17 protein-coding genes are annotated in these 22,497 nt (G+C 75.1%); 15 read left to right on the forward strand and 2 right to left on the reverse strand.

Going from position 1 to position 22,497, the window contains the following annotated elements; translation table 11 throughout:
• Positions 1-126 precede the first annotated feature (126 nt).
• The 8 genes from ACFWUY_RS18975 (at position 127) to ACFWUY_RS19010 (ending at position 11,759) form a co-directional block, all read left to right on the forward strand.
• The gene (locus ACFWUY_RS18975; protein ID WP_384109099.1) at positions 127-1,689 is read left to right on the forward strand and encodes a cytochrome P450; all 1,563 of its coding nucleotides are present in this window, start codon (positions 127-129) and stop codon (positions 1,687-1,689) included.
• A gap of 103 nt (positions 1,690-1,792) precedes the next feature.
• Complete coding sequence (gene lanKC / locus ACFWUY_RS18980) at positions 1,793-4,423, forward strand: class III lanthionine synthetase LanKC (RefSeq protein ID WP_384109102.1); 2,631 nt, start codon at positions 1,793-1,795, stop codon at positions 4,421-4,423.
• A 366-nt stretch (positions 4,424-4,789) separates the two neighbouring features.
• Positions 4,790-6,553, forward strand: coding sequence for an ABC transporter ATP-binding protein (locus ACFWUY_RS18985; protein ID WP_384109229.1), 1,764 nt, complete (start codon positions 4,790-4,792; stop codon positions 6,551-6,553).
• A 14-nt stretch (positions 6,554-6,567) separates the two neighbouring features.
• Positions 6,568-7,866 (forward strand): cytochrome P450, encoded by a 1,299-nt coding sequence (locus ACFWUY_RS18990; RefSeq protein WP_384109105.1) that lies wholly within the window; start codon positions 6,568-6,570, stop codon positions 7,864-7,866.
• A 9-nt stretch (positions 7,867-7,875) separates the two neighbouring features.
• Positions 7,876-8,901: a radical SAM protein gene (locus ACFWUY_RS18995; protein WP_384109108.1), complete on the forward strand. Its 1,026-nt coding sequence runs from the start codon at positions 7,876-7,878 to the stop codon at positions 8,899-8,901.
• Between the two features lie 183 nt (positions 8,902-9,084).
• The gene (locus tag ACFWUY_RS19000) at positions 9,085-10,449 is read left to right on the forward strand and encodes a carboxyl transferase domain-containing protein (RefSeq protein WP_384109111.1); all 1,365 of its coding nucleotides are present in this window, start codon (positions 9,085-9,087) and stop codon (positions 10,447-10,449) included.
• Positions 10,450-10,476: 27 nt separating this feature from the next.
• Positions 10,477-10,848 (forward strand): S26 family signal peptidase, encoded by a 372-nt coding sequence (locus tag ACFWUY_RS19005; RefSeq protein WP_384109114.1) that lies wholly within the window; start codon positions 10,477-10,479, stop codon positions 10,846-10,848.
• A 107-nt stretch (positions 10,849-10,955) separates the two neighbouring features.
• Entirely contained in the window at positions 10,956-11,759 is an 804-nt protein-coding gene (locus ACFWUY_RS19010; protein WP_384109117.1) for a peptidoglycan-binding protein, read from the forward strand.
• Here the strand turns inward: ACFWUY_RS19010 and ACFWUY_RS19015 are convergent.
• Complete coding sequence (locus tag ACFWUY_RS19015; RefSeq protein WP_384109232.1) at positions 11,678-11,986, reverse strand: DUF6059 family protein; 309 nt, start codon at positions 11,984-11,986, stop codon at positions 11,678-11,680. The two genes, ACFWUY_RS19010 and ACFWUY_RS19015, sit on opposite strands and share 82 nt — an antisense overlap.
• 117 nt (positions 11,987-12,103) lie before the next feature.
• On the opposite strand from ACFWUY_RS19015, the gene ACFWUY_RS19020 reads away from it, so the two are divergent.
• From ACFWUY_RS19020 to ACFWUY_RS19035, 4 genes are read left to right on the forward strand one after another with little or no spacing between them, the layout of a single operon-like run.
• On the forward strand, positions 12,104-12,880 hold the full coding sequence (locus ACFWUY_RS19020) for a BTAD domain-containing putative transcriptional regulator (RefSeq protein WP_384109120.1): 777 nt from the start codon (positions 12,104-12,106) through the stop codon (positions 12,878-12,880).
• Between the two features lies 1 nt (position 12,881).
• Positions 12,882-13,697, forward strand: a complete 816-nt coding sequence (locus ACFWUY_RS19025; RefSeq protein WP_384109123.1) for a thioesterase II family protein — start codon at positions 12,882-12,884, stop codon at positions 13,695-13,697.
• On the forward strand, positions 13,694-14,629 hold the full coding sequence (locus tag ACFWUY_RS19030) for a metallophosphoesterase (protein ID WP_384109126.1): 936 nt from the start codon (positions 13,694-13,696) through the stop codon (positions 14,627-14,629). The genes ACFWUY_RS19025 and ACFWUY_RS19030 overlap by 4 nt, the downstream gene beginning before the upstream one ends.
• The gene (locus tag ACFWUY_RS19035; RefSeq protein ID WP_384109129.1) at positions 14,626-15,339 is read left to right on the forward strand and encodes a 4'-phosphopantetheinyl transferase; all 714 of its coding nucleotides are present in this window, start codon (positions 14,626-14,628) and stop codon (positions 15,337-15,339) included. Before ACFWUY_RS19030 ends, ACFWUY_RS19035 begins: the two co-directional genes overlap by 4 nt.
• Here ACFWUY_RS19035 and ACFWUY_RS19040 read toward each other — a convergent pair.
• A complete protein-coding gene (locus ACFWUY_RS19040; protein WP_384109132.1) occupies positions 15,276-18,125 on the reverse strand; it encodes an AAA family ATPase in 2,850 nt (949 codons plus the stop codon). The two genes, ACFWUY_RS19035 and ACFWUY_RS19040, sit on opposite strands and share 64 nt — an antisense overlap.
• A 224-nt stretch (positions 18,126-18,349) precedes the next feature.
• On the opposite strand from ACFWUY_RS19040, the gene ACFWUY_RS19045 reads away from it, so the two are divergent.
• From ACFWUY_RS19045 to ACFWUY_RS19055, 3 genes are read left to right on the forward strand one after another with little or no spacing between them, the layout of a single operon-like run.
• On the forward strand, positions 18,350-20,959 hold the full coding sequence (locus tag ACFWUY_RS19045) for a DUF6531 domain-containing protein (protein WP_384109135.1): 2,610 nt from the start codon (positions 18,350-18,352) through the stop codon (positions 20,957-20,959).
• A 49-nt stretch (positions 20,960-21,008) separates the two neighbouring features.
• Positions 21,009-21,413: a hypothetical protein gene (locus tag ACFWUY_RS19050; protein ID WP_384109138.1), complete on the forward strand. Its 405-nt coding sequence runs from the start codon at positions 21,009-21,011 to the stop codon at positions 21,411-21,413.
• A gap of 43 nt (positions 21,414-21,456) precedes the next feature.
• Positions 21,457-22,497, forward strand: coding sequence for a 3-oxoacyl-ACP synthase III family protein (locus ACFWUY_RS19055; protein ID WP_384109141.1), 1,041 nt, complete (start codon positions 21,457-21,459; stop codon positions 22,495-22,497).

The raw sequence follows: 22,497 nt of genomic DNA on the forward strand, positions 1-22,497 counted from the left end.
GGGGATCGAGCCGATGCCAGTTCTGGTGCCGACGGCGGTTCCGATACCGATGCCGGCACCGGGGACCCGTCGAAAGGGATCCGGGCCCTGGCCGAGGCCCACGGACTGCGGTCGCGGGTGCTCTCCGTGCCGGCCGGGTCCGGTGCGCGGGTGTGGACCTCGGTCCTCGCCGCGTATCTGGGGGCGGCGGACAGCCCGGACACCGTGGTCCTCGTGGCGACGGGACGGTCCTGCGGCGCGGCGTTCGAGCTGGCGGACCGGCACCCGGAGCGGGTGACCGCCGTGGTGGCGCTCGCCCCGGAACCGCCGGACGCGGATGCCACGCGGTACGAACTGTCGTGCCCGGTCCTGGTGGTCCCGGGACCCGTCGAAGCGGGACCCGTCGAAGCGAGGTCCGAGGCCGAGTCCGAGGCCGAAGCCGAAGCCGAAGCCGTCGACCGATTTCTGGCGAATCTGGGCGGATCCCCGGGCCCGGCACCCGGCGCGGCCGCCTGCCCCGTGCGGAACCGAACGCTCGCACCGTCCCTCCTGCACGACCCGTCCGCCATGCGGCGGTTCGCCGAGGCCGGGCCCGTGCACCGGCTCGCCGTGCCCGGCTCCGTACCGACGTGGGTGGTGACCGGTCACACCGCCGCGCGGGCCGTCCTGACCGATCCCGGGCTGCGGTCGCCCACCGAGTCGACCGCCGGATACCGGGCGCAGCCCGCGGAGTTGGCCTCCGTCCACGAAGGTGAGGCCGACACCGTCACCGTCGACGCCGGGGAGCACGCCAGGCTGCGTGCGCTCGTCGGGCGGCATCTCACCGCCGCGCGGGTCGGCGCGCTCCTCCCCCGGCTGCGGCGGCTCGCCGACGGGCTCCTGGACGCCTTGCCCCGGGACCGGGAGATCGATCTCGTGGCCTCGTTCGCGCTCCCGCTGCCCGTGGACGCGCTCTGCGAGCTCCTCGGCGTACCGGAGCCGGACCGGCCGTACCTGCGTGACTGGCTGGTCCGGCGGGTGCCGACACCGCCGCCGGCCGCGCACGAGGACGTGGACGCGTACCTCGGCGGTCTCGTCGCGGAGCGACGGAAGCGCCCCACCGACGACTTCCTCGGCTGGGTGTGCGGCGCGGAGGGTGACCTCGTACGGGACGAGGAGCTGATCGCCGCCGCGCGGCTGCTCCTGGTGTCGGGGGCCAGGCCGACGACGACGCTCGTCGGGAACGGTGTCGCCGCGCTCCTCGCGGACCGCGCCCACTGGCGGCTGCTCACCGGGGCGCCGGACTCCGTCGCCGGGCCGGCCACGGAGGAGCTGCTGCGCCATGTCACCCCGTATCCGGTGGGGTTCGCACGGCGCGCCGTCGTGCCGGTCGAGGTGGCCGGTGTACGGATTCCGGCGGGGCACCGTGTCATGGCCTCCCTGACGGCGGCCAACCACGACCCCGCCCTGTTCCCTGGGGCCTGTTCCGGCGCCGGCGGGCTCGATCTCGGCCGCGCGCCGAACCCGCACGCGTCCTTCGGTCACGGTCATCACCGTTGCCTGGGTGCGGAGTTCGCACGGGCGGTGGTCCGCACGGCAATGGAGACCCTGGCGCGCCGGTTTCCCGGGCTCGGCCTCGCGCCCGGCGTACGGGACCTGCACTACCGGCGGAACCGCGTGCGCTACCTCCTCGCGCTCCCGGTCCTCCTCGGACCCGAACACGGTCCGTAGCACCGCCGCTCGTCACCGCGCGCGGCGCCGCCCGCCGCTGTGCCGCGACAGCGCGCCGCCACCGCGCGCCCCACATCCTTCTTCTCGCACGGGAGACGTACGCATGGAAGCCACCACGATTCCGGAGCTGATGGCCTACTGTCAGGCCGATCCGGACTTCTTCGAACCGCCCTGGCACATGCGGGACGAGGACAGCCGTCTCGCCGCCGCCGGCCGGCCCTGCCCGCCCGGGTGGCGCCGCCGCGCCAACGGCCTCTGGGTGGTCGTCGAGCCGGAGGGCGGACGGCTGCCCGAGCAGGGCTGGAAGATCCACGTGTCGGCCACCGCCGCCGACGCGGACGCGGTGTGCGACCTCGTGTCGGAGTTCTGTCTCGGCCGGGGCGTGACGTTCAAGTTCCTCCGCAGCACGGCCGCGCTGCGCCTCCTCAACAGCAAGTACGCCGACCGGGGCGGCAGCGGCAAGCTCCTCACCCTCTACCCGGCGGACGAGTCGGTCCTCGCCCGGCTCCTGCCGGAGCTCGCGGCCCTCCTGAAGGGTTTCACCGGGCCGTACGTCCTCAGCGACGTCCGGTACGAGGACTCCCCCGTGTACGTCCGGTACGGCGCCTTCGTCCCGCTCACGTACACGGCGCCCGGCGGCGAGCTCGTCTACGCGGTACGGGCCCCGGACGGCACCCTGGTGCCGGACCGCCGCGACCCCGTGTTCACCGTGCCCGAGTGGGTGACGGTCCCCGAGGTGCTCCGTGCGTCGGTCGAGCGGCGCACGGCGGGCGGGGAGGAGTTCCCGTACCTGATCGAGAAGGCGCTCCACTTCTCCAACGGCGGCGGCGTGTACCTCGCCCGGTCCCGGGAGTCCGGGGGCTACGTCGTGCTCGTGGAGGCCCGGCCGCACGCGGGGCTCGACCACGACGGCTCCGACGCGGTGACCCGGCTGACGCGGGAGAGGAAGACCCTGGAACGGCTGAGCGGCCTCGACTGCGTGCCCCGGGTCCTCGGCCATCTCGTCGTCTGGGAGCACCACTTCCTGGTCGAGGAGTACATCGAGGGCGAGACGCTCCTCGAGGAGGTGTTCGCCCGGTACCCGCTGGGCAGCCCCGAGCCGTCGGACGAGTGGCTCGCCGAGTACACCCGGTGGGCGACCGACGTCCTGGCCAAGGTGGACCGCGCCCTGATGGCCGTCCACGCCCGGGGCGTCCGCTTCGCCGACCTGCACCCGGCGAACATCATCGTGCGTCCCGACGGACGCGTCGCCCTGATCGACTTCGAGATCGCGACCGACCTCGACGACCCGAAGCCACCCCCGCTCGGCGCGCCCGGCTTCACCGCGCCGGAGGGCATGACGGGCCGCGAGGCCGACGAGTACGCGATGAACTGTCTGCGGCAGTGGATGTTCCTGCCGATCAGTCCGCTCCAGGAGCGCGACCCGGTCAAGTACGCCACGCTCACCGATGTCGTCACCGCGCACTTCCCGGTGCCCGAGGGCTTCGGGGCCCGTCTGGTCCGCAAGCTCGGGGCGGGCCGCGAGCCCTTCGGCGAGGACACGGCGGCCCGGCTGCTCGCCGGCGCGCCCGAGACCTGGCCCGCCGTCCGCGACGCGCTCGTCGCCGGCATCCACACGAGCGCCACGCCCGGCCGCGCCGACCGCCTCTTCCCCGGCGACCCGCAGCAGTTCGGTACGGGCGGCCTCACGGTCGCCTCCGGCGCCGCCGGGGTGCTCTGGGCGCTGCGCCAGGTCGGGGCCGCCGTACCGGAGGAGTACGTGGACTGGCTGACGGCGGCCGTGCGGCGCGCCGAGGACCCGCGTCCCGGTCTGATGGACGGCCTGCACGGCGTGGCGGCGGCCCTGGAGACGCTGGGGCGGCGCGCCGAAGCCCTTGAGGTGCTCGACCGGGCCCGGGCGCTCCACGCCGGCCTGCGGGCTCCGGGCATCCATTCCGGTCTCGCGGGCGCGGGCCTGGGACTGCTCGGCTTCGCCGCGCTCACCGGGGACACGGAGCTGCGGGACGAGGCGCTGTCCCTCGGCGAGTCGCTCGCGGCGCAGCTGGAACGCGGTGACTCGCCGATGTTCCCGCAGGGGGGACGGGTGGGGCTCGAACACGGGCTCACCGGAGTGGCCTACTTCTTCCTGCGCTTGTACGAGGTGACCGGCGACCCCCGTTTCCTGGAGCCGGCCGGAACGGCGCTGCGCCGCGAGACCGACCGGGGGCAGTTCCTGCCGGACGGCGGCTACCAGATGCTGTACGGCAACCGGCGCCTGGTGTACCTCGGGCCGGGCAGCGGCGGCCTCGCGCTGGTTCTCGCCCGGTACCTCGACCTGCTCCCGGAGGGCGACGGCTCCGCCCCTCGGGGCCCGCTCGATCCCGACCCCGCCGAGTTCGCGCGGGTGATCGCCGGGGTACGGCACGCCTGCCGCGCGGTCTTCGTCCGCCATCCCGCGCTGTTCATGGGGCGCGCCGGCCTCATCACCACCCTCGGACTTCTCGACGTGCCCGAGGACCGGCCGCACGTGCGCGAGCACGTCCGCCGGCTGTCCTGGCACGCCGTCTCCCACGAAGGCCGTCCGGCCTTCCCCGGCAACCAGCTCCTGCGCCTGTCCATGGACCTGGACAGCGGTTCGGCGGGAGTGCTCGTTGCCCTCGGCGTCGCGTTCGAACGGAACGCGTCGATCGTCCCCTTCCTCGACCTGCGGGCGCCCGCGGCCGGGGAGCCCGTACCGGAACCCGGAAGGAGGTGAGAGAGATGGCATGCGTCCTTCAGCTCCAGTCGCTCGGTGAGACCCAGTCCGCGCACCCGTGCAACAGCATCGTGACCTCGTACAAGGGAACCTGCTGACGGTCCCGGTGCCGGGGCCGCCCCTCACGGCGGCCCCGGCACCGGCCACCAGGCCGCACCGGCGTCCCGGCATCCGTCACGTCACCGGCGCTCCGGCGCGCCCGTCCCCGCACCACCCGCCCCGGCACCGGCACCGGCCTCCCGACCCGCTTCGAGGAACCCCGTGGAACCGCACCCCGTACGCCCCGCTCCCCCCGAGGATTCCGCGCCTCCCGCGCACCCCCGCACCGGCCCCGCGGCCGGCGAGGCGCCGTCCGTCCGGCGCGTCCTGTTCGGGCACATCCGTCCCTGCCTGCCCGCACTCGCCCTCGGCGGCTTCCTGACCCTTGTCACCGCCGCGGCCGGTCTGACGATCCCGCTCGTGGCCGAGCGGCTCATCGACGCGCTCAGCCACGACCGGCCCCTCGACGGGGTCCTGCTCGCCATGGGGCTGCTCGTCGCCGTCACCGCCCTCGCGGGTCCGGTCGCGCAGTACGTCCTCGGCCGGGCGGCGGAGACCGTCGTCCTGACCGCGCGGCGCCGGCTCTCCTCCCACCTCCTGCGCCTACGGATCGCGGAGTTCGACCGGACCGAGCCCGGTGACCTGATCGCGCGCGTCACCTCCGACACGGCGCTGCTGCGGCAGGCCACCACCGACGCGCTCGTCGGCACCGCCACCGGAGCCCTCACGCTGGTCGTGACGGCGACGCTCATGTGCCTGCTCGACCCGGTGCTGACCGCGGTGACCGTCGGGGTCCTGCTCCTCGCCGGCTGGGTGGTCCGCTCGGTGATGACGCGGGTCACCGAGGCCGGCACCGCCGCCCAGGAGTCGGTGGGCCAGGTCGGCGCCGCCCTCGAACGGGCCCTCGGCGCCCTGCGCACCGTCAAGGCGTCCGGCTCCGAGGACCGCGCCGAGGCCGCCGTGCACGAAGCGGCCGAAAGCTCCTGGCGGGCCGGTGTACGCGCGGCGAAGTGGCTCGCGCTCGCGGGCAACACCGCCGAACTCGCCGTGCAGACCGCCTTCTTCACCGTCCTCGCGATCGGCGGCAGCCGGGTCGCGTCAGGAGCCCTTGACGTGGGTCGGCTCATCGCCTTCCTGATGTACGTGTTCTATCTGGTCCCCGCCGTACGGCAGGTCGTCGGCGGCGTCAGCCAGTACCACCTGGGGGCGGCCGCGGTGACGCGCATCAGGGAGACGGAGGCGCTGCGCGCCGAACCGGCGGCCGGCGCGCCCGGACCCGCCGACGGCCAGGACGGCCCCGCACCCGCTCCCGTGGCCGCACCCACTCCCGTAGCCGCACCCGTCCCCGCACCCGCCGCGCTGGAGTTCCGGGACGTGCACTTCCGTTACGGGCCCGAACTGCCGCCCGTACACCGCGGGGTGAGCTTCGCCGTGCCGCCCCGGGGCACGACCGCGTTCGTCGGGCCGTCCGGCGCGGGGAAGACCACGCTCTTCTCGCTCCTGGAGCGCTTCTACGAGGCGACGTCCGGCGGCATCCTGCTCGACGGGCGCCCCCTCGACACCTGGGACCTGCGCGAACTCCGTTCCGTCATCGGGTACGTGGAGCAGGACGCCCCCGTCGTCTCGGGCTCGCTCCGGGACAACCTGCTGCTCGGCCGGCCCGACGCGAGCGGCACCGAGCTGGCCGGTGTCCTGCGCACGGCCCGCCTCGACACGCTCGTGGAGCGGCTGCCGGACGGCCTCGACACGCTGGTGGGGCACCGGGGCACCCGGCTCTCCGGCGGCCAGCGCCAGCGGGTGGCGATCGCCCGCGCGCTGCTCCGCCGCCCCCGGCTGCTCCTCCTGGACGAGGCGACGTCCCAGCTGGACGCCGTGAACGAGGCCGCGCTCCGGGACACGGTGGCCGACGCCGCCCGGACGACGACGGTCCTGATCGTGGCGCACCGGCTGTCCACGGTGGCCATGGCCGACCGGATCGTCGTCCTCGACGGCGGGATCGTACGCGCCGTGGGCACCCACACCGAGCTGCTGACCACCGATCCGCTCTACGCCGAGCTCGCCGCCACCCAGTTCCTCGAACCCACCGTCTGAAGGAGGACCGCCCGATGGAATGCCCGTACGGCGCATCCGGTCAACCGCCCGTGATCGGCGCCGACATGCTCAGGGACCACGCCGCCCTGACCCGGTTGCGCGAGTCCGGCACACCGGAGGTCAGCCTCGGCGGTCGCGAGACCGGCTGGATGATCACCCGGTACGAGGTCGCCGCCGCGGCGCTCGTGGAACCGGCGCTGCGCGGCGACCATCCGCTCGCGGTGTCCATGCGGAGCGGGGCGGACGAAGAGGCCTGCGACGAGGAGCAGTTGTTCTTCCTGCCGGCCGACGAGCACCGGAGGCTGCGCCGTACCGTCTCCCGTCATCTGACGCACCGCCGGGTGGCGGCGCTCCTCCCGCGCATCCAGCGGGAGGCCGACCGGCTGCTCGCGGCCGTGCCGGCGGGCGGGACCGTCGACCTGGTGGAGGCCTTCTCCCGCCCCTTCCCCGTCGCCGTGCTCTGCGAGCTCCTCGGCATCCCGGAAGCGGAGCGACGCCACGTCCGGGACTACGTGTACGGCTGGATCGCGGAGTACGGCGAGGCGACCACCGTCACGGAGAGCGCGGGCCATGCCCTCGCCCGCTACCTCGGGGGGCTGATCGAGGAACGGGCGGACGCCCCCGGGGACGACCTGATCAGCGCGATGCTCCGGCAGGGCGGCGAGGACGCGGAACTGCTGCGGCAGGACACCCTGGCAGCCGTCAGGTTCCTGCTGGTCGCCGGCCACCGCCCGGTCACCCGGCTGCTCAACGACGGCCTTGAGCTCCTGCTCGAACAGCGGGAGCACTGGGAGGCGCTCAGGTCCGACCGCGGCCGGCTGGACGCCACGATCGAGGAGCTGCTGCGGTACGTCACCCCGACGGCGCTCTCCTCCCGGTACGCCGCGGCCCCCACCGAGGTGGACGGCGCCCCGCTGGCGGCGGGCAGCGGGGCGCACTGCGCGCTGGTGGCCGTCAACCGGGATCCCGCCCGCTTCGAGGAGCCGGACCGCTTCGATCCCGACCGGACGCCGTACCCGCACCTCTCGTTCGGGCTCGGGCACAAGCACTGTCTGGGCGCGGCACTCGCCCGCGCGGAGATCCGCATCGCCTTCGACACCCTCCTCACCCGCTTCCCGCGCATGACGCTCGGCACGGCCGGCCCCGGGACGGAACCGGAGCGCCGCCGCCTGTGGGTGGTGCTCGCCCCGACCCGCGCCGACGACCACCGGAGTCAGGACCACGGCCGAGGTCACGAGGACGGCCGCGCGCAGGCGCCCGCACGCGGGCCCGCGCCCCTGGCCGGTCCCGCACCCGTACCCGTACAGGGCTGAGGAGCTGCCGTGGAGATCCCCGATCACCCGCTGGAAGTCCTCTGGGACATCACGTACGCCTGCCCGCTGCGGTGCACACACTGTTACTCCGAGTCCGGCCGCCGCCCGGCGCGCCGCCTCTCCGCCGACGACATGCTGCGCGCCGCCGACGCGATCCTGGACCTCGGCACGCAGGCCGTGTGCCTGGCCGGGGGCGAGCCGCTGCTCGTCCCCGAACTCTTCGCGGTGGCGGAGCGGTTCACGGCGGCGGGGGTGCCGGTGTCGCTCTTCACCAGCGGCTGGACGCTCGACCGGTCGTCGGCCGGGGCCGTCGTGGAAGCCTTCTCCGGAGTGAACGTCAGCCTCGACGGGGCCACCGCCGAGGTCCACGACCGGATCCGTGGACGGCGTGGCTCCTTCGACCGGGCCGTGACCGCCCTGGAGCTCCTGACCGAGGCGGGGGGCGCCCAGCGCGGGAAAGGGACGGCCGTCGGCGTCGACTACGTGGTGATGCGCGGCAACGCCCATCAGGTCGAGGCGTTCGTGACCGCCGTCGCCGGCCGGTTCCCCGGCCTCGCGCAGGTGTCGTTCGGCGCCGTCGTCCCTGAGGGGCTCGCGAGCCGGCGGGGTTTCGCGGAGCACGAACTGCTCTCGGACGAGCAGGTACGGCTCCTTGGCGGCGCGGAGTACGCGCGACGGCTCCAGGAACTCGCCCCGCCGGGCGTCCGCGTCACGACGACCGACAATCTGGCTCTGCAGATGCGCCCCGACCTGATCCGCGAGGGCGTCTTCCTGCCGGTGCTCCAGATCGAGCCGGACGGCGCGGTCCGTGCGATGGCGGCGTACGAGGGAACCGTCGGCAACGTCCTGACGGACTCGCCCACGGAGCTGTGGCGGCGGGCCGTCGCCCGCTGGTCGGACCCGTTCGTGGTGGAGACGCTGACCCCGGTGCGGACGATGCGGGAGTGGGCAGCGGCCACGCGGGCGATCGACCTGCGCTTCGGGACGGAGGCCGACCGGGAGCGGATCGGCCGCCGTCCCGCGTTCACGCCCTGAACAGAGCGCTCGCCGTGGCGGGGGCCGACGGTCGGCAGCGGGCAGCGGGCAGCGGGCAGCGGGCAGCGGCCGGACGGTGGTGGCGCACGGCCGGGCGGTACGGTGGAGGGGCGTACGCACCGGGCGGCACGCCTGCCCCGGCCGCCCCTCCCCACGCTCCGGCGACGAGCTGCGAGGCCACCCATGAGCGAACCGACGACGGCACGCGAGGCGATCGCCCTCGTCACCGGCGACGACTTCACCGAGCTCCCCTTCGACGAGGGGCCCCTGGCGGACGACGGGCCGATCGGCTGGCCCGGCTACTCGGCGGCGCACGCGCGCGCCTCCGCCCGTACCGGGGAGACCGAGTCGGTGGTCTGCGGTACGGGCGTGATCGGCGGGGTGCGGGCGGTGCTGATCTCGTTCGAGTTCGGATTCCTCGGCGGTTCCCTCGGCGAGCGGACGGGGGCGCGTGCCGCCGCGGCCCACGCACTGGCCCGGGCACGACGGCTGCCCGTGGTCGTCCTGCCGGCCACCGGCGGCAGCCGGATGCACGAGGGCATGCGGGCCCTGCTCCAACTCCAGTTCCTGGCGCGCGAGTCGGAGCTGACCCGGGCCGCCGGGCTGCCGCAGATCGCCGTCCTGCGGGATCCGACGACGGGCGGCGGCTGGGCCACGCTCGGCGCCGGATCCGACGTGGTCCTGGCCCTGCCCGGCGTACAGGTCGGTTTCGCCGGCTCCCGCGTCCGTCCGCCGGACGCCGACCCCCTCGCGTACACCGCCGAGACGCAGCTCGCCCATGGCCACGTCGACGGGATCGTGCCTCCCGCCGAGCTGCGCGACACCCTGGGGCGCTGGCTCTCCCTGCTCACCCGCCCCGCCGACGGCCCGGTCCCGCCGCCTCGGGCGCTCGGCACCCCCGGCAGGCCGCCCGCCGCGAGCGGCCGTGAGGCCGTGGCACGCGCCCGGCACCCCGAGCGGCCCCGGGCCGCCGCGTACCTCGACGCGCATCTCACCGGACGGGAGGAGCTCTCCGGCGACCGCTGCGGAGGCGTCGACCCGGGGATGCGGTGCGGCTTCGGCCGGCTTCCCGACGGCCGTACCGTCGCGTACGCCGCGCAGTGCGGTACGGCGACCCGCCCGGCCGGCTTCCGGACGGCCGCCCGGCTGGTACGGCTCGCCGAACGGCTGGGGATCCCGGTCCTCACCCTCATCGACACGCCGGGGGCGGCCAACGACCCCGCGGCGGAACACGCGGGCGCGGGCCCCGCGATCGCCGACCTGTTCGCCGCCGTCGCCTCCGCACGCGTCCCCCTCACGTCCCTCCTCATCGGTGAGGGCGGCTCGGGCGGCGCGCTCGCCCTCGCCGCCCCGGGCAACCTCTGGGCGACGCCCGACAGCTACTTCTCGGTCATCGCCCCGGAGGCGGCCGCGTCCATCCTCAAACGTCCGCCGGAGGACGCCGCCGCGACGGCCGACCACCTGCGCCTCCGCCCGCAGGACCTCGTCGACCTCGGAATCGTCCGAGGCGTCGTGGACACCTGGTGGGCCGGTAATTCGGTGGGCTGACGCGCGGGAATCTGCCACGCTCCCCGGATGGGTGCATGGGATGCGGTGGCGGACAGGGTCGCCGGTGGCGCCACGGTGACGTTCCGGCCCAGCGGCTCCTCGATGGTCCCGCTGATACGCAGCCGGCAGCAGGTGGTGGTCGTTCCCGTCGACCCGTCGAAGGTGGAGGTCGGGGACGTCGTCCTGGCCCGTGTCGCCGGGACGGTCCATCTGCACCTGGTGTCGGCCGTGGATCCCGCCAGGAAGCGGGTGCAGATCAGCAACAACCGCGGCCGCGTCAACGGCTGGACCGGCTACGGCCGCGTCTTCGGCATCTGTGTGTCCGTCGACGGCGTCCCCCGGTCGGGAGCCGCGGCCAGGACGCGCGCGGCCGGCCCCGACGGCTCCCCCTCGACGTGACGCTTCGGCGGTCGCCCGCGCCGGTGGGCCCCGACCGGACGTCGGCCCCGGCCGGGGAGCTGGAGGAGGCGCTACGGCTGTCGTGGCCCGCCCAGGAGGCACGCCGGGTGCCACGCGCCCGCGTGAGCGCCCTGCCCGCCCCGGCCCCGGTCCTGGCCCCGCCGGCGGTGAGCCCCGCCGCCGCCGACACGTCCGTCACATCCGTCACCGACGCGACGGCGGTCCCCGACCAATGGCCCGTCGTGCGCCTGGGTGACGTCCTGTGGGAGGCCCGTACGGTGCAGTACCTGCTCAAGGCCCGCGGCCATCCCGTCACGGTCACCGGAACCGTCGACAGCCCGACCGTCGAGCAGGTCATCCGCTTCCAGACGTCCCTGGGGCTGGTCCAGGACGGGCGGGTCGGCCGCGACACGTGGCCGCGGCTGGTGGCCCCGGTGGGCGGCGGGGACCGTGGCCCGGCCGTGACGGCCGTCCAGTCGCTCCTGACCGGGGCGGGTCGTCCGACCGCCGTCACAGGCCACTTCACCACGGAGACGGAGGACGTCCTGCGCATCTTCCAGGCCGAGCGCGGCATCTCGGTCACCGGCACCGTGCCGTGCCGTCCGGCTTCCGGCCGTCGGGAGGAGCGGCGCATGATCTCGTCCGCCCGGGCGGGCCCGCTGGTCGGTCCCTGGGGGCCGAGCCCGACGGCGTCCACCGTCCGGTCGCCGCGGGCGCCGTCCTCCCCGGGACGTGACGGGTTCTCGCTCATCTCGGGAGGGACGCCGGGCGGTCCTTCCCGGTTCCGTACGGCCCGGGACCCGCGCGGTCCAGGCGTTTCCGGCCACCGTCACGGCCAGCCCGGCAACTCGTCACGGAGCCGTCGTTCGACTTCGGTCAGGGCGACCCCTTCGACGAGCCGCTCGGGATGACCCGGCGGCGGCTTCTCGGACAGCGGGGGCGGTGGGGGCGGGATCCACACCTGGCCGGCGGCGATCAGCCAGTCACCCAGCGCCTTCAGGCAGCGCGACACATACGGCGGCATGCGCGGATGGTGGGGCGGACCGCCAAAGCCGTTCCAAAGCGGCGGCACGGGAGGCGATACGGGAGGCGGTACGAAACGGGTGACTCGGGCATGCCGATCACCGACACGCGCCATCCGTTTTCGGCCATTCGGCCTACGTACGTACTTTCCCCGATGCGTGGACACCTCTCGGCCACGAAGAGTGAAGCCCAGGCACACGCCCAACGTTTCCGCCACGCCACGGGGGTACCGATGCGCTACGAACTACTGGGTCCGCTCCTCGTCTCGGACGACACCGGCGCCCACCACACGCTGAGCGCTCCCAAGATGGAGTTGACGCTGGCCACACTGCTCCTGTCCGCCGGACGCGTCACCACCAAGGAGCAACTCGTCGCCGAGCTGTGGAGCACCGCGCCGCCCCGCCGGGCCTCGGCCGCCGTCCACGTCTATCTCTCCCAGCTGCGCAAGTTCCTCGCCGCCGCCGGGGACCACGAGGGCGGGGCCGTCGTCACCAAGCCCTCCGGATACGTCCTGCGACTGGACGGCGCCGGCTTCGACGTCGACGACTTCCAGGAGCTGATGCGCGCCGGACGCGCCCAGCAGCACGCCGGCCGGTACGAGGAGGCTCTGGAGGCCTTCGAGGGCGCGCTGCTGCTCGTCCGCGGCCCGGTGCTCGACGGGACGGCCGAGGGACCGGCGCTCTCGGCCTTCGCCACCTGGGTGGAGGAGGAGCGCCTCGACTGCCTGGAGCTGTCCGTCGAGGCACGCACGGCGCTCGGCCGGCACCGGGAGGTGATCAGCCTGCTGACCGGGCTGATCGCCCAGTACCCGCTGCGCGAGTCCTTCTACCGGCAGCTGATGCTCGTGCTGTACCGCTCCGACCGGCAGGCCGAGGCGCTGCGCGTGTACCGCTCGGCCCAGCGGGTCCTGCGGTCCGAACTGGGCCTGGAGCCCTGCCGGTCGCTGCGCCGCCTGCACCAGGCGATCCTGACCTCCGACCGGCTTCTCGACCTTCCGATGGCGGGCTGACGTGGCCCGGGAGGAAGAGGGCGTCTGGTCGCGACGGTTCCACCCGTCCCGCGACGCCGGGGCGGAACTCGTCTGCTTCCCGCACGCGGGGGGTTCGGCGGCCTACTGGTTCGGCCTCTCCCGGCTGCTGACACCGCGCGTCGAGGTGGCCGCCGTGCAGTACCCGGGACGCCAGGACCGGTACCGCGAGGAGCCGGTCGGCGACCTCCACGTGCTGGCCGACCGGATCGCCGACGCGCTGCCCCCACCGGGCGCCCGCCCGCGGCTGTTCCTGGGCCACAGCATGGGGGCCTCGCTCGCGTACGAGGTGGCCGTACGCCTCGCGCGCCGCCCCGGCCGGGGGCCGGCCGCCTTGCTGGTCTCGGGTCGTCCGGCGCCCTCGCGGCACCGGACCGGGGCCGACCGGCCGCTCGACGACCGGGCCCTGCTGGCGAGGGTGCGGGCGCTGGGCGGCACCGACGCCGGACTGCTCGACGATCCCGAGATGCGGGAGCTCGTCCTGCCGGTGCTGCGCGCCGACCACGGGGCGCTGGCCGCGTACCGCCCGACGGCCGTCTCCCCGCTGTCCTGCCCGGTGGTCGGGCTCACGGGGGAACGCGACACCGAGGCGACGCCGGAGGAGGTGGCGGCCTGGGCGGCGCACACCACCGGGTCGTTCGCGCTACGGATCTTCCCGGGTGGTCACTTCTTCCTCACCGACCACCTGGCGGACGTCGCCGACCTGGTGACGGGCCTGGCCTCCGCGCCGGAGCCCGGATCCGGGTCCGGGCCGGAGTCCGGTCCGGGCGCCGCGCGAGCGCGGGCGCTGCGCGCATGAGCGGCAGCCTGCTGGCCCTCAGCGATCTGCACGTGGCCTACGAGGAGAACGGCGCGGCCCTCGACGCCCTGCGACCCCGTCACGAGGACGACTGGCTGCTGGTGGCCGGGGACGTCGGCGAGATCCTGACCGAGGTCGAGGGGGCGTTGCGGCTGCTGAGCGAGCGGTTCGCGAAGGTGGTCTGGGCGCCGGGCAACCATGAGCTCTGGACGCATCCGCGCGACCCCTCGGACCTGCGGGGCGTGGCTCGCTACGAGCACCTGGTCGCCGTCTGCCGCGCGCTCGGCGTCGTCACGCCGGAGGACCCGTACCCCGTGTGGCAGGGGCCCGGCGGGCCGGTGACCGTGGTCCCGCTCTTCCTGCTGTACGACTACTCCTTCCGGCAGCCCGGCGTACGGACCGCGCGGGAGGCCCTGGAGATCGCCGCCGGGCACGGCGTGGTGTGCGCCGACGAGAGCCTGATCCACCCGGAGCCCTACGACGGCGCCGCCGCGTGGTGCCGGGCCCGGCTGGAGGTGACCGAGCGGCGGTTGGCCGCGCTCGGGCCCGACGTCCGCACCGTGCTCGTGAACCACTTCCCGCTGGTCCGCGAACCGACGCGGGTGCTGCGCCACCAGGACTTCGCGCTGTGGTGCGGGACGGAGGCGACGGCGGACTGGCATCTGCGGTTCCGCGCCGCGGTGGTGGTCTACGGCCACCTGCACATCCCGCGGACGACCTGGCACGACGGGGTGCGGTTCGAGGAGGTGTCGATGGGCTACCCGCGCGAGTGGCGCCGTCGCGGCGCCCGGCCGCCCGGACCCCGGCTGGTCCTGGGCGGCCGGCCCGGTCCCCGGCCGGCCGCGCCTTCCCCGCCCCACCGTCCGCCGCGCGGTCTTCCGTCCGGCCTCCCCCACGGCCTGCCGTCCGACCTTCCGAGGGGCGCCGCGTGATAGGCGACCTGGTGCCGTCCTGGACGGCCTCCGCCGAGGTGTACGGCGATCCGCCCGAGGCCCGGCTGCTCCCCGCCGAGGAGGCCGTGGTCGCGCGCGCGGTGCCCTCCCGCCGCCGCGAGTTCGCCTCCGTACGCCTCTGCGCCGCCCGGGCCCTCGATGAACTGGGCTTCGCGTACCGGCCGTTGCTGCCGGGGGAGCGCGGGGCCCCGCGCTGGCCGGAGGGCGTGGTCGGCAGCATGACGCACTGCCGGGGCTACCGGGCGGCCGTGGTGGCCCGCTCCGACGAGGCCGCGGCCCTCGGTGTGGACGCGGAGCCCGACGAGCCGCTGCCGCGCGGCATGCTGGAGACCGTGGCACTGCCACGCGAGCGGGACCGTCTCCGTGAACTCGCCGGACTACGCCCGGGGCTGTGCTGGGACCGGCTCCTGTTCAGCGCCAAGGAGGCCGTCTACAAGGCCTGGTTCCCACTGACGGCGCGCTTCCTCGACTTCCCGGAGGCCGAGGTGCGGTTCGATCCCTGGCGCGGCACGTTCCGGGCCGACCTTCTGGTGCCGGGCCCGCGCCTCGCCGGGCGGGAACTGCGCGCGTTCCACGGTCGCTGGGCGGCGCGGCGCGGCCTGCTCGCGACCGCGATCGCGCTCCCTCAGCCCGCCAGCGCCATCAGCCGGGCCAGCTCGGCCCGCGAGTTCACCCCCAACTTGCTGTAGATACGGGTCAGATGGGCGTCCACGGTGCGCGGGCTCACGGTCAGCCGCAGGGCGATCTCCTTGGTCTTGCGGCCTTCGCCGGCGAGGGCCGCGACCTCCTTCTCCCGTAGCGTGAGGTCCGCGAGCGCCGCCTCAGGACCGGCGTCCGCGTCCCGCCCGGCGGTGGTCCTGGCCGGCCGGTCCAGTTCGCGGACCAGCTCCCGGGCCCGGGCGCCGGCCGGGCTCTCCGTGCCGAGCAGCTCGACCGCCTCCTCGTAGAGGCGCGCCGCCCCGGCCGCCTGTCGGCGGCTCAGCAGGGCGTGGCCACGGGCCATCAGCGCGTGCCCACGCTGCTCGGCGATCCCGACGCCGGCGGCCGCGTCCGAGGAGTGGGCCGCCCACTCGTCGATGATCTCGGCCGTCATACCGACCTCCCTGAGTCCCGCCGTGACGGCGGCCGCCGCGAGCAGCTCGTAGCCCCGTGCGGCGAGCACCGCGACGGGCTCGGAGACCCGCCAGGCCTCCCGGCGCGGCAGCAGGAGCGCGAACGCGGCTTCGCCGTCCCCCGTCGCGAGGTAGGCCTCGGCCTGGAGCAGGGCGTTGAGCGGGGTCCTGGGGGATTCGAGCGGGTCCCCTGGCTCGGGGCGGACGCGCCGCGCCGCGGGGTTCTGGCGGCCCAGCTGCGCCCAGGCCGCCGCCGTGATGGCGTCGGAGAGGCCGACGTGGTCGCTGCGGCCGGCCGCCTTGGCCACGTCCCGGCACTCCCTGGCCGCCGCCAGCGCGTCCGCCATACGGCCCGACTGGTAGTGGACGTAGCCGAGGGTGTCCAGGAGCGGGGCGAGGAGATGGGCGTCCCCCCTGGCCCGTACGGCCGACAGCGCGCGCTCGGCGTGGCCGTGCGCGGGGCCGTACCAGCCCATGAGGGCCTCGGCCCAGCCCAGCAGGAGCAGCAGGGTGCTCTCCTGTTCGTCGGCCGGGCCGTCGTCGTCGAGTTCGTCGAGCGTCTGGGCGGCGGCAAGGAGCGACCGTTCGGCGGCGCAGGTGTCGCCGGCGACGACCGCGCACATTCCGCGCAGCGTGAGGGCGCCGGCCTCGGTGACCGGACCAGTTCCCGCCGTGACGCGGACAAGACGCTCGACGTCGGCGCGGGCGGGCACCTGGCCGGCCAGCACCTTGGAAACCTGTCGGCGCACGTGGAGCATGGCCGCGGCCGCCGGGGAGGGGCCCGGCTCGGCGGAGAGTTCGGCGGCGATCAGGCCCTGGGCCTCCTCGTCGCGGCCGAGGGCGGCGAGGACGGCGGACAGGTGGGCGACGACGTCGGCCCGGTGGTCCCCGGTCCCGGCGGCGGGGCCGGCCAGGACCTCGCGTACGAGCAGGACGACCCGGTCGGCGTCGCCGGCGGCGGCGAGGTGCTGGACGACCGCCTGCCACAGCTCCTCGGTGACGGGTTCGACGGCCCCGGCTCCTCCACCGGTCCGGTCGGCGCGGTTCTCCCCGGAGCCGCCGCCCGTGCTCTCCGCGGCGAGCGCCGCGCGGTCGAGCCGGATCGCCACCGTCAGCCAGTGCGCCGCCGCGGCGGGCCGGCCCAGCCGGAGGGCGACGTGGGCGGCGGTGCCGAGGTCCCGCCGGTCGGCGGCGCCCGCGCCGGGGCCGGCCCGTTCGATGTGCGGGGCCAGTTCGGTGGCGGGCACGCCCAGCGCGCGCATGCAGCTCAGGGCCCGGCCATGGGCTCCCGAACGCCAGCAGGAGTCGATCGCCTCGTACAGGCGTCTGCGGAGCAGCGGGTGACGGAAGGTCAGCCTGCCCGGCTCGCCGGCGGGGCGTACGAGATCGCGGTGGCGGAGTTCGCCGAGGATCGCGCAGCCGCGGTCGCGGCCCACCGCGGCGACCTCGGCCGCCGCGTCGACGGTGAAGGAGTCGCCGAGGACGGCTGCCGCCCGTACGACGGTCAGCGTCACCTCGTCGAGCGGCGCGAGCTCGGCGTGCAGGTGTGCCGCGAAGCCGTCCAGGGCGGGCACCGTTCCCGTACCGGCGGCCCGCCGTTCCTCCTCGGCGAGGGCGAGCAGGTAGAGCGGGACGCCCTCGGCACGTTCCCGCAGCCGGGGCAGCGCAGGGTCGGCGGGGTCGACGCGCAGGACGGCCGCGCACTGCGCGAGGTCCAGGGCGGGCAGCTCCACGAGGTCGACGCGGCCCTGCTCGACGCCCTCGTGCAGGGGCGCGCGGACGGCGGCGGGGATCTGACGCGGCCGGTGGGCTACGGCGACGGCGAGCCCGCCGGGGACCGGCCGGTTGATCAGGGTGTTGAGGAGTTCGGCGGTGCCGGGGTCCGCCCAGTGGTAGTCGTCGAGGAGGAGCAGCAGCCCGCCGGGAGTGGCGTCCAGGCACGCGCCGATGAGCCGCCGTACGTCGGCGTAGTAGGGGCGGCGGCTGTCGGCGCCGCCGGGCTCCTCCCGGCCCGGTCCCCGGGCGAGCAGGCTCAGGAGTTCCGCCGTGGGCGGCGCGGTCGCGCCGGGAGCCTGTTGGTCCTGCCAGGTGGAGAAGGCCTGGATGACGGGGCCGTGGGCGACCGGGGTCCCGGTCCTCGCCTCGGCGCAGCGGCTGCGCAGCACCCGCAGGCCCCTGCGCTCCGCGAGCCGGGCCAGGGCGGTGAGCAGCCGGGACTTTCCGCTGCCCGGGTCCGCGGCGATCTCGGCCACGGCGGACCGTCCGTCCAGCGCCTCGTCCACGATCCGCTCCAGGCCGCCGAGTTCGGCGGTGCGGACGGTGACGGGCGGGGGGTTTCCGACGGCTGCGATGGTGGTGGTCACGCGATGCGTCTCCTTCCCAGCGATGGCCTGAATCGAAATCGACCCGGGCACAGCGTACGAGACGGCCGCCTCGGTCAAGTCGTCTGTAACAGAAGGTTCATGGTGTCCGTCGGTGCTGTCTCGCCCCGGCCTTAGGCGAGCTTTAGAGCCCGGCGTGAGCCTGGACTCCCGCCGGGCGGTGTCCTGCCGTGCCGGCTCTCCGGACATCGCCTGAGGAGTCGCCCGTGCCCCCGCCCGAGGAGACCGTCGCCGACCGTGCCGTACGCCGTGTGCCGATCGGGGACCGGACGGAGCTGCTCGTCGACCTGGCGTCCGGGCAGGTCGTACTGCGCCGGCTGGACCTGGTGATCGCGGGGGCCGGCCGCCCTCTTCGACTGACGCGCGTGTTCCACGGGGGCCGCGCCGCCGACGAGGGGTTCGGTCCTGGCTGGTCCGTCTCCGCCGAGGGGGCGGACGTCGAGGCCGGGGCCGATCCGCTGCGCGTCACCGACTCCGAGGGCCGGGTGACCGCCCTGCACCGGGACGGCGAGGGCCGGTTCACCAAGCTGCTCGATCCTTCCGGCGCGCAGGTCGCCGCTTTCGGCTACGACACGACGGGCCGGCTGGTCCGGGACGAGGACGCCGCAGGCGCGGTCACCGAGTACGGCTGGGACGACGCCGGCCGGCTGACCCGGGTCACGCCGCCGCACGACGGTCCGGTGGAGCTCGGGCACACCGGGGACGGGAGGGTCGCCTCGGTGGGCTGGACCGGTCCGGACGGGCCGGTGCGCATCGGCTTCGGATACGGGGAGGGCCGTACGACCGTGACCGGTCCGACCGGTCGGCGGACCGCATACGACTTCGACGCGGACGGGCGGCCGACCGCGGTGACCGACCCGCTGGGCGGTACGGCGCGGCAGCGGTGGGACGCCGCCGGCCGGCCCACCTCCTCGACGGACGCCGCCGGGGGGACGCTGCTGCGCCGGTACGACGAGCGGGGAAGGCCCGTGGCGCTCCGGCTGCCGACGTCCGGGGAGTTCTCGGCGGCGTACGGCGATCCCGCTCACCCCGGTCTCGTCAGCTCGCTGCGCAGCCCGGCCGGGCACGAGCTGCTGCTCGAACGGGACGCGGCGGGCCGGGTGGTGCGTACCAGGATCGCGGGCCGGACGGCTCCGCTGGACTCGCGGGCGTACGACCCCGGACACGGCGGGATCACGGAGTTCACCGACGGCAACGGGGCCCGCACCGCCTTCCGTTACGACGAAGCGGGCCGGCTCGTCCGGGTCGTGCCGCCCGAGCCGCTCGGCCCCACCGTGTTCCGCCGCGACGCGCTCTCCCGGATCACGGCCGTGACCTCGGGCGACGGCCGCACCCTCGGGCACCATCACGACGCGCTGGGCCGGCCCGCCGAGGTCACGGACGAGGAGTCGGGCGAGACGCTGCTCTCGCTGCGCCACGACGGTCTGGGGCGGCCGGTCCGCAAGTCCGGTCCCGGCTGGTCGTACTCCTTCGGCTGGACCCGCACGGCGACCGGCCCACGGCTGACCGATGCCGTCAGGACCGACGCGGACGGCACCGAGGAGATCCGCGCCGGGTACGACGCCGAGGGCCTGCCGCTCACGCTGACCACCCCGGGCGGCACGACGCGCTACGCGTACGACGCCGCCGGCCGCCCGGCCTCCGTGACCACCCCGGCGGGCGACACGGCCGTGCTGACGCACGACCCGGCGGGCCGGCCGGTCGCGGTGGACTTCGGCCCGGCCGTCCAGGAGACCGGGCGCGACGCCTCGGGCCGCCCGACCTCGCTGACGGTGCGGGACACCGCCGGGGAGGTGCTGCTCTCGGTGGAGTACGGGTACTGCACGGGCGGCGGGGCGGACACCGGCGTCCTGCGGCACACCGTGGTCGACGGCGAGTTCACCGGTTACGGCTACGACCAGCTGGGGCGGCTGGCGCGCGCGGGCGACGTGGAGTACGCGTACGACGACGCCCACCATCTGGTGCGCCTCGGCGAGGTGCGCTTCACGCTCAACCCGGCGGGCCAGGTGACCCTGTTCGGCGAGACGACGTTCGCGTACGACGGGGCGGGCAACTTCACCGAGGAGGAGAACCCGACCGGTTCCTTCTCCTACAGCCCCTCGGGACAGACCCTGACCGGGGTGTTCGGCGGGCAGCGGGTGGTGGACATCGCCTACGACGGGCTCGGCCACGAGGTTCCGCGCCGGATCACCGAGACCACCGTCGACGGACGCACCGTCACCCATGTCCTGACGCACAGCCACCTGGGCGTGGTCCGGGTCACCGACGACGGGACGCCCACCGACTTCGTCCGTACCCCGGACGGCGCCCTGCTCGCGGTCCTGACGGCGGACGGACGCCGGTTCTGGACGGTGACGGACCATCAGGGGTCGGTGCTCGCGCTCCTCGACGAGGAGGGCCGGCTCGCCGCCCGGTACCGGTACACCCCGCACGGGGCGGTCACCGCGACCGGTCCGTCGGCGGCCGTCAACCCCTTCCGCTACCGGGGCGCGTACCAGCTGCTGCGCAGCGCGCACGTCCTCGACCACCATCTCTACAACGGGTTCTGGGGGCGCTTCACCCAGCCCGATCCGACCGGCCGGCAGTACGCGCCGTACACCTTCGCCGACAACGACCCCCTCAACGCCGGCACCTGGACCCGCGGCAGCTTCTGGGCCGTGCTGACCCGGACCGGCGAGCCGGCGACCGAGGTCTTCTTCCCCTCCCCCGGCGACGACCGGCCCACGGCCCCCGGCGCCGACGCCTTCACCGGGCCCGGTGTCTTCCCGGGCCGTCCGCCGCTGATCGCGGGCGCGCCGCCGGCCCCGACCCTGTGACCCGCTTCCACCACCCACCTCGCTCGTCCCCATCGAGAGGAACAGCACCATGGCAGACCAGATCGTGATCCGCGTGCCCAAGGAGATCGTCGTCAAGGTGGTCGACGACGTGGAGGTGGCGGATCCGCAGACCGGGCAGACCGGCACCTTCGACGACGAGCTGTACGACGAGTCGGGCAAGCTCATCGGCACCTCGCACGGCTCGTTCCGGATCGAGTACGTCCGGCCGGGCGACGGTGGCCTGCTGACGTACTACACCGAGGACATCACCCTCGACGACGGCACGATCCACGCCGAGGGCTGGGCCGACTTCAACGACGTCCGCACCAGCGAGTGGGTCCACTACCCGGCGACCGGGACGAGCGGCCGCTACGAGGGTCTGACGGGCTTCCGCACCTGGCGGATGACCGGCGTCCGGGCGTCCGCCGAGGCACGGATCCTGCTGTCCGACTGAGCCCGCGGCACGCGCCGGGAGAGAGCACGAGGAGAGGCCACTGATGACCGGTCGGGACGTACACATCCTCTCGGCGGCGTCCGCGCTGCCGGGGCCCGCCGTGGACAACGCCGCGCTGGCCCGGCGGTTCGGCATGGATCCGCTGTGGGAGCAGTGGGTCGAGGCGTTCATCGGCACCCGGTCCCGCCATCTGGCGCTGGACCTGGAGTCGGGGCGGATCACGAGTTCGCTGGCGGACCTGGCCGAGCTGGCGGGCCGGCGGGCGCTGGCTGCGGCGGGTCTGACCGGCTCCGACGTGGACGCGGTGGTGCTCGGCACGGCCACGCCGGACCGGCTGATGCCGGCCACCGTCAACATCGTCGCGGACCGGCTCGGCATCGACCAGGTCCGCTCCTTCCAGCTGCAGTCGGGATGCTCGGGCGCCGTGCAGGCGCTCGACGTGGCCCGGCAGATCCTGCGGAGCGGCGACGGCCGCCGGGTGCTGGTGCTCGGCGGGGACGTGATCGCCCGGTTCTACGACGTGACGGCGGACCTGAGGAAGGCCGCGCCGTCCGAACTGGTCAACTACGTGCTGTTCGGGGACGCGGCCGGGGCCGCGGTCCTCGGGGTCGAGCCGGGGCCCGGGTCGGCGCGCGTGCGGGGCCTGTTCACCCGGCTGGTCGGCCTGGGGCGGGAGCCCGGGGCGGTCCTGGAGTGGTACGGGCCGTCCGACCGGGACCGGGATCCGGACCGGCCCGCGGCGAGCGAGGACTACAAGGCCATCGAGGAGCACGTGCCCGCTCTGGCCGAGGAGGTCCTGGCCGAGCTGCTGGCCGGAGCGGACTGGCGGCCGGAGGACGTGGACCTGCTGCTGCCGCCGCAGCTGTCCGGGCGGATGACGGGCCTGATCTCCCGGCGGCTGGCGCTGCCGGCCGCCGAGGACGTCTCGGTCGTGGCCGAGGCCGGCAACAGCGGCAACGCGATCGTCTTCCTCCAGCTGGAACGGGCCCTGGCCGGGCGGCTCGGGCCGGGACGGCGGGCGGTCGGCATCTCCATCGAGTCCAGCAAGTGGATCAAGTCCGGTTTCGCTCTGGAGGGGAACTGA

Origin of the sequence: Streptomyces sp. NPDC058664 (assembly GCF_042716635.1) — a bacterium.
Taxonomy (GTDB): domain Bacteria; phylum Actinomycetota; class Actinomycetes; order Streptomycetales; family Streptomycetaceae; genus Streptomyces.

Bases quoted from the DNA above. Each gene is read 5' to 3' on its own strand.
- ACFWUY_RS19055 (WP_384109141.1), top strand. From the start codon at position 21,457: ATGACCGGTCGGGACGTACACATCCTCTCGGCGGCGTCCGCGCTGCCG.
- ACFWUY_RS19030 (WP_384109126.1), top strand. From the start codon at position 13,694: ATGAGCGGCAGCCTGCTGGCCCTCAGCGATCTGCACGTGGCCTACGAG.
- ACFWUY_RS19020 (WP_384109120.1), top strand. From the start codon at position 12,104: ATGCGCTACGAACTACTGGGTCCGCTCCTCGTCTCGGACGACACCGGC.
- ACFWUY_RS19015 (WP_384109232.1), bottom strand. From the start codon at position 11,986: ATGGCGCGTGTCGGTGATCGGCATGCCCGAGTCACCCGTTTCGTACCG.
- ACFWUY_RS19000 (WP_384109111.1), top strand. From the start codon at position 9,085: ATGAGCGAACCGACGACGGCACGCGAGGCGATCGCCCTCGTCACCGGC.
- ACFWUY_RS18990 (WP_384109105.1), top strand. From the start codon at position 6,568: ATGGAATGCCCGTACGGCGCATCCGGTCAACCGCCCGTGATCGGCGCC.
- lanKC (WP_384109102.1), top strand. From the start codon at position 1,793: ATGGAAGCCACCACGATTCCGGAGCTGATGGCCTACTGTCAGGCCGAT.
- ACFWUY_RS19005 (WP_384109114.1), top strand. From the start codon at position 10,477: ATGGGTGCATGGGATGCGGTGGCGGACAGGGTCGCCGGTGGCGCCACG.
- ACFWUY_RS19050 (WP_384109138.1), top strand. From the start codon at position 21,009: ATGGCAGACCAGATCGTGATCCGCGTGCCCAAGGAGATCGTCGTCAAG.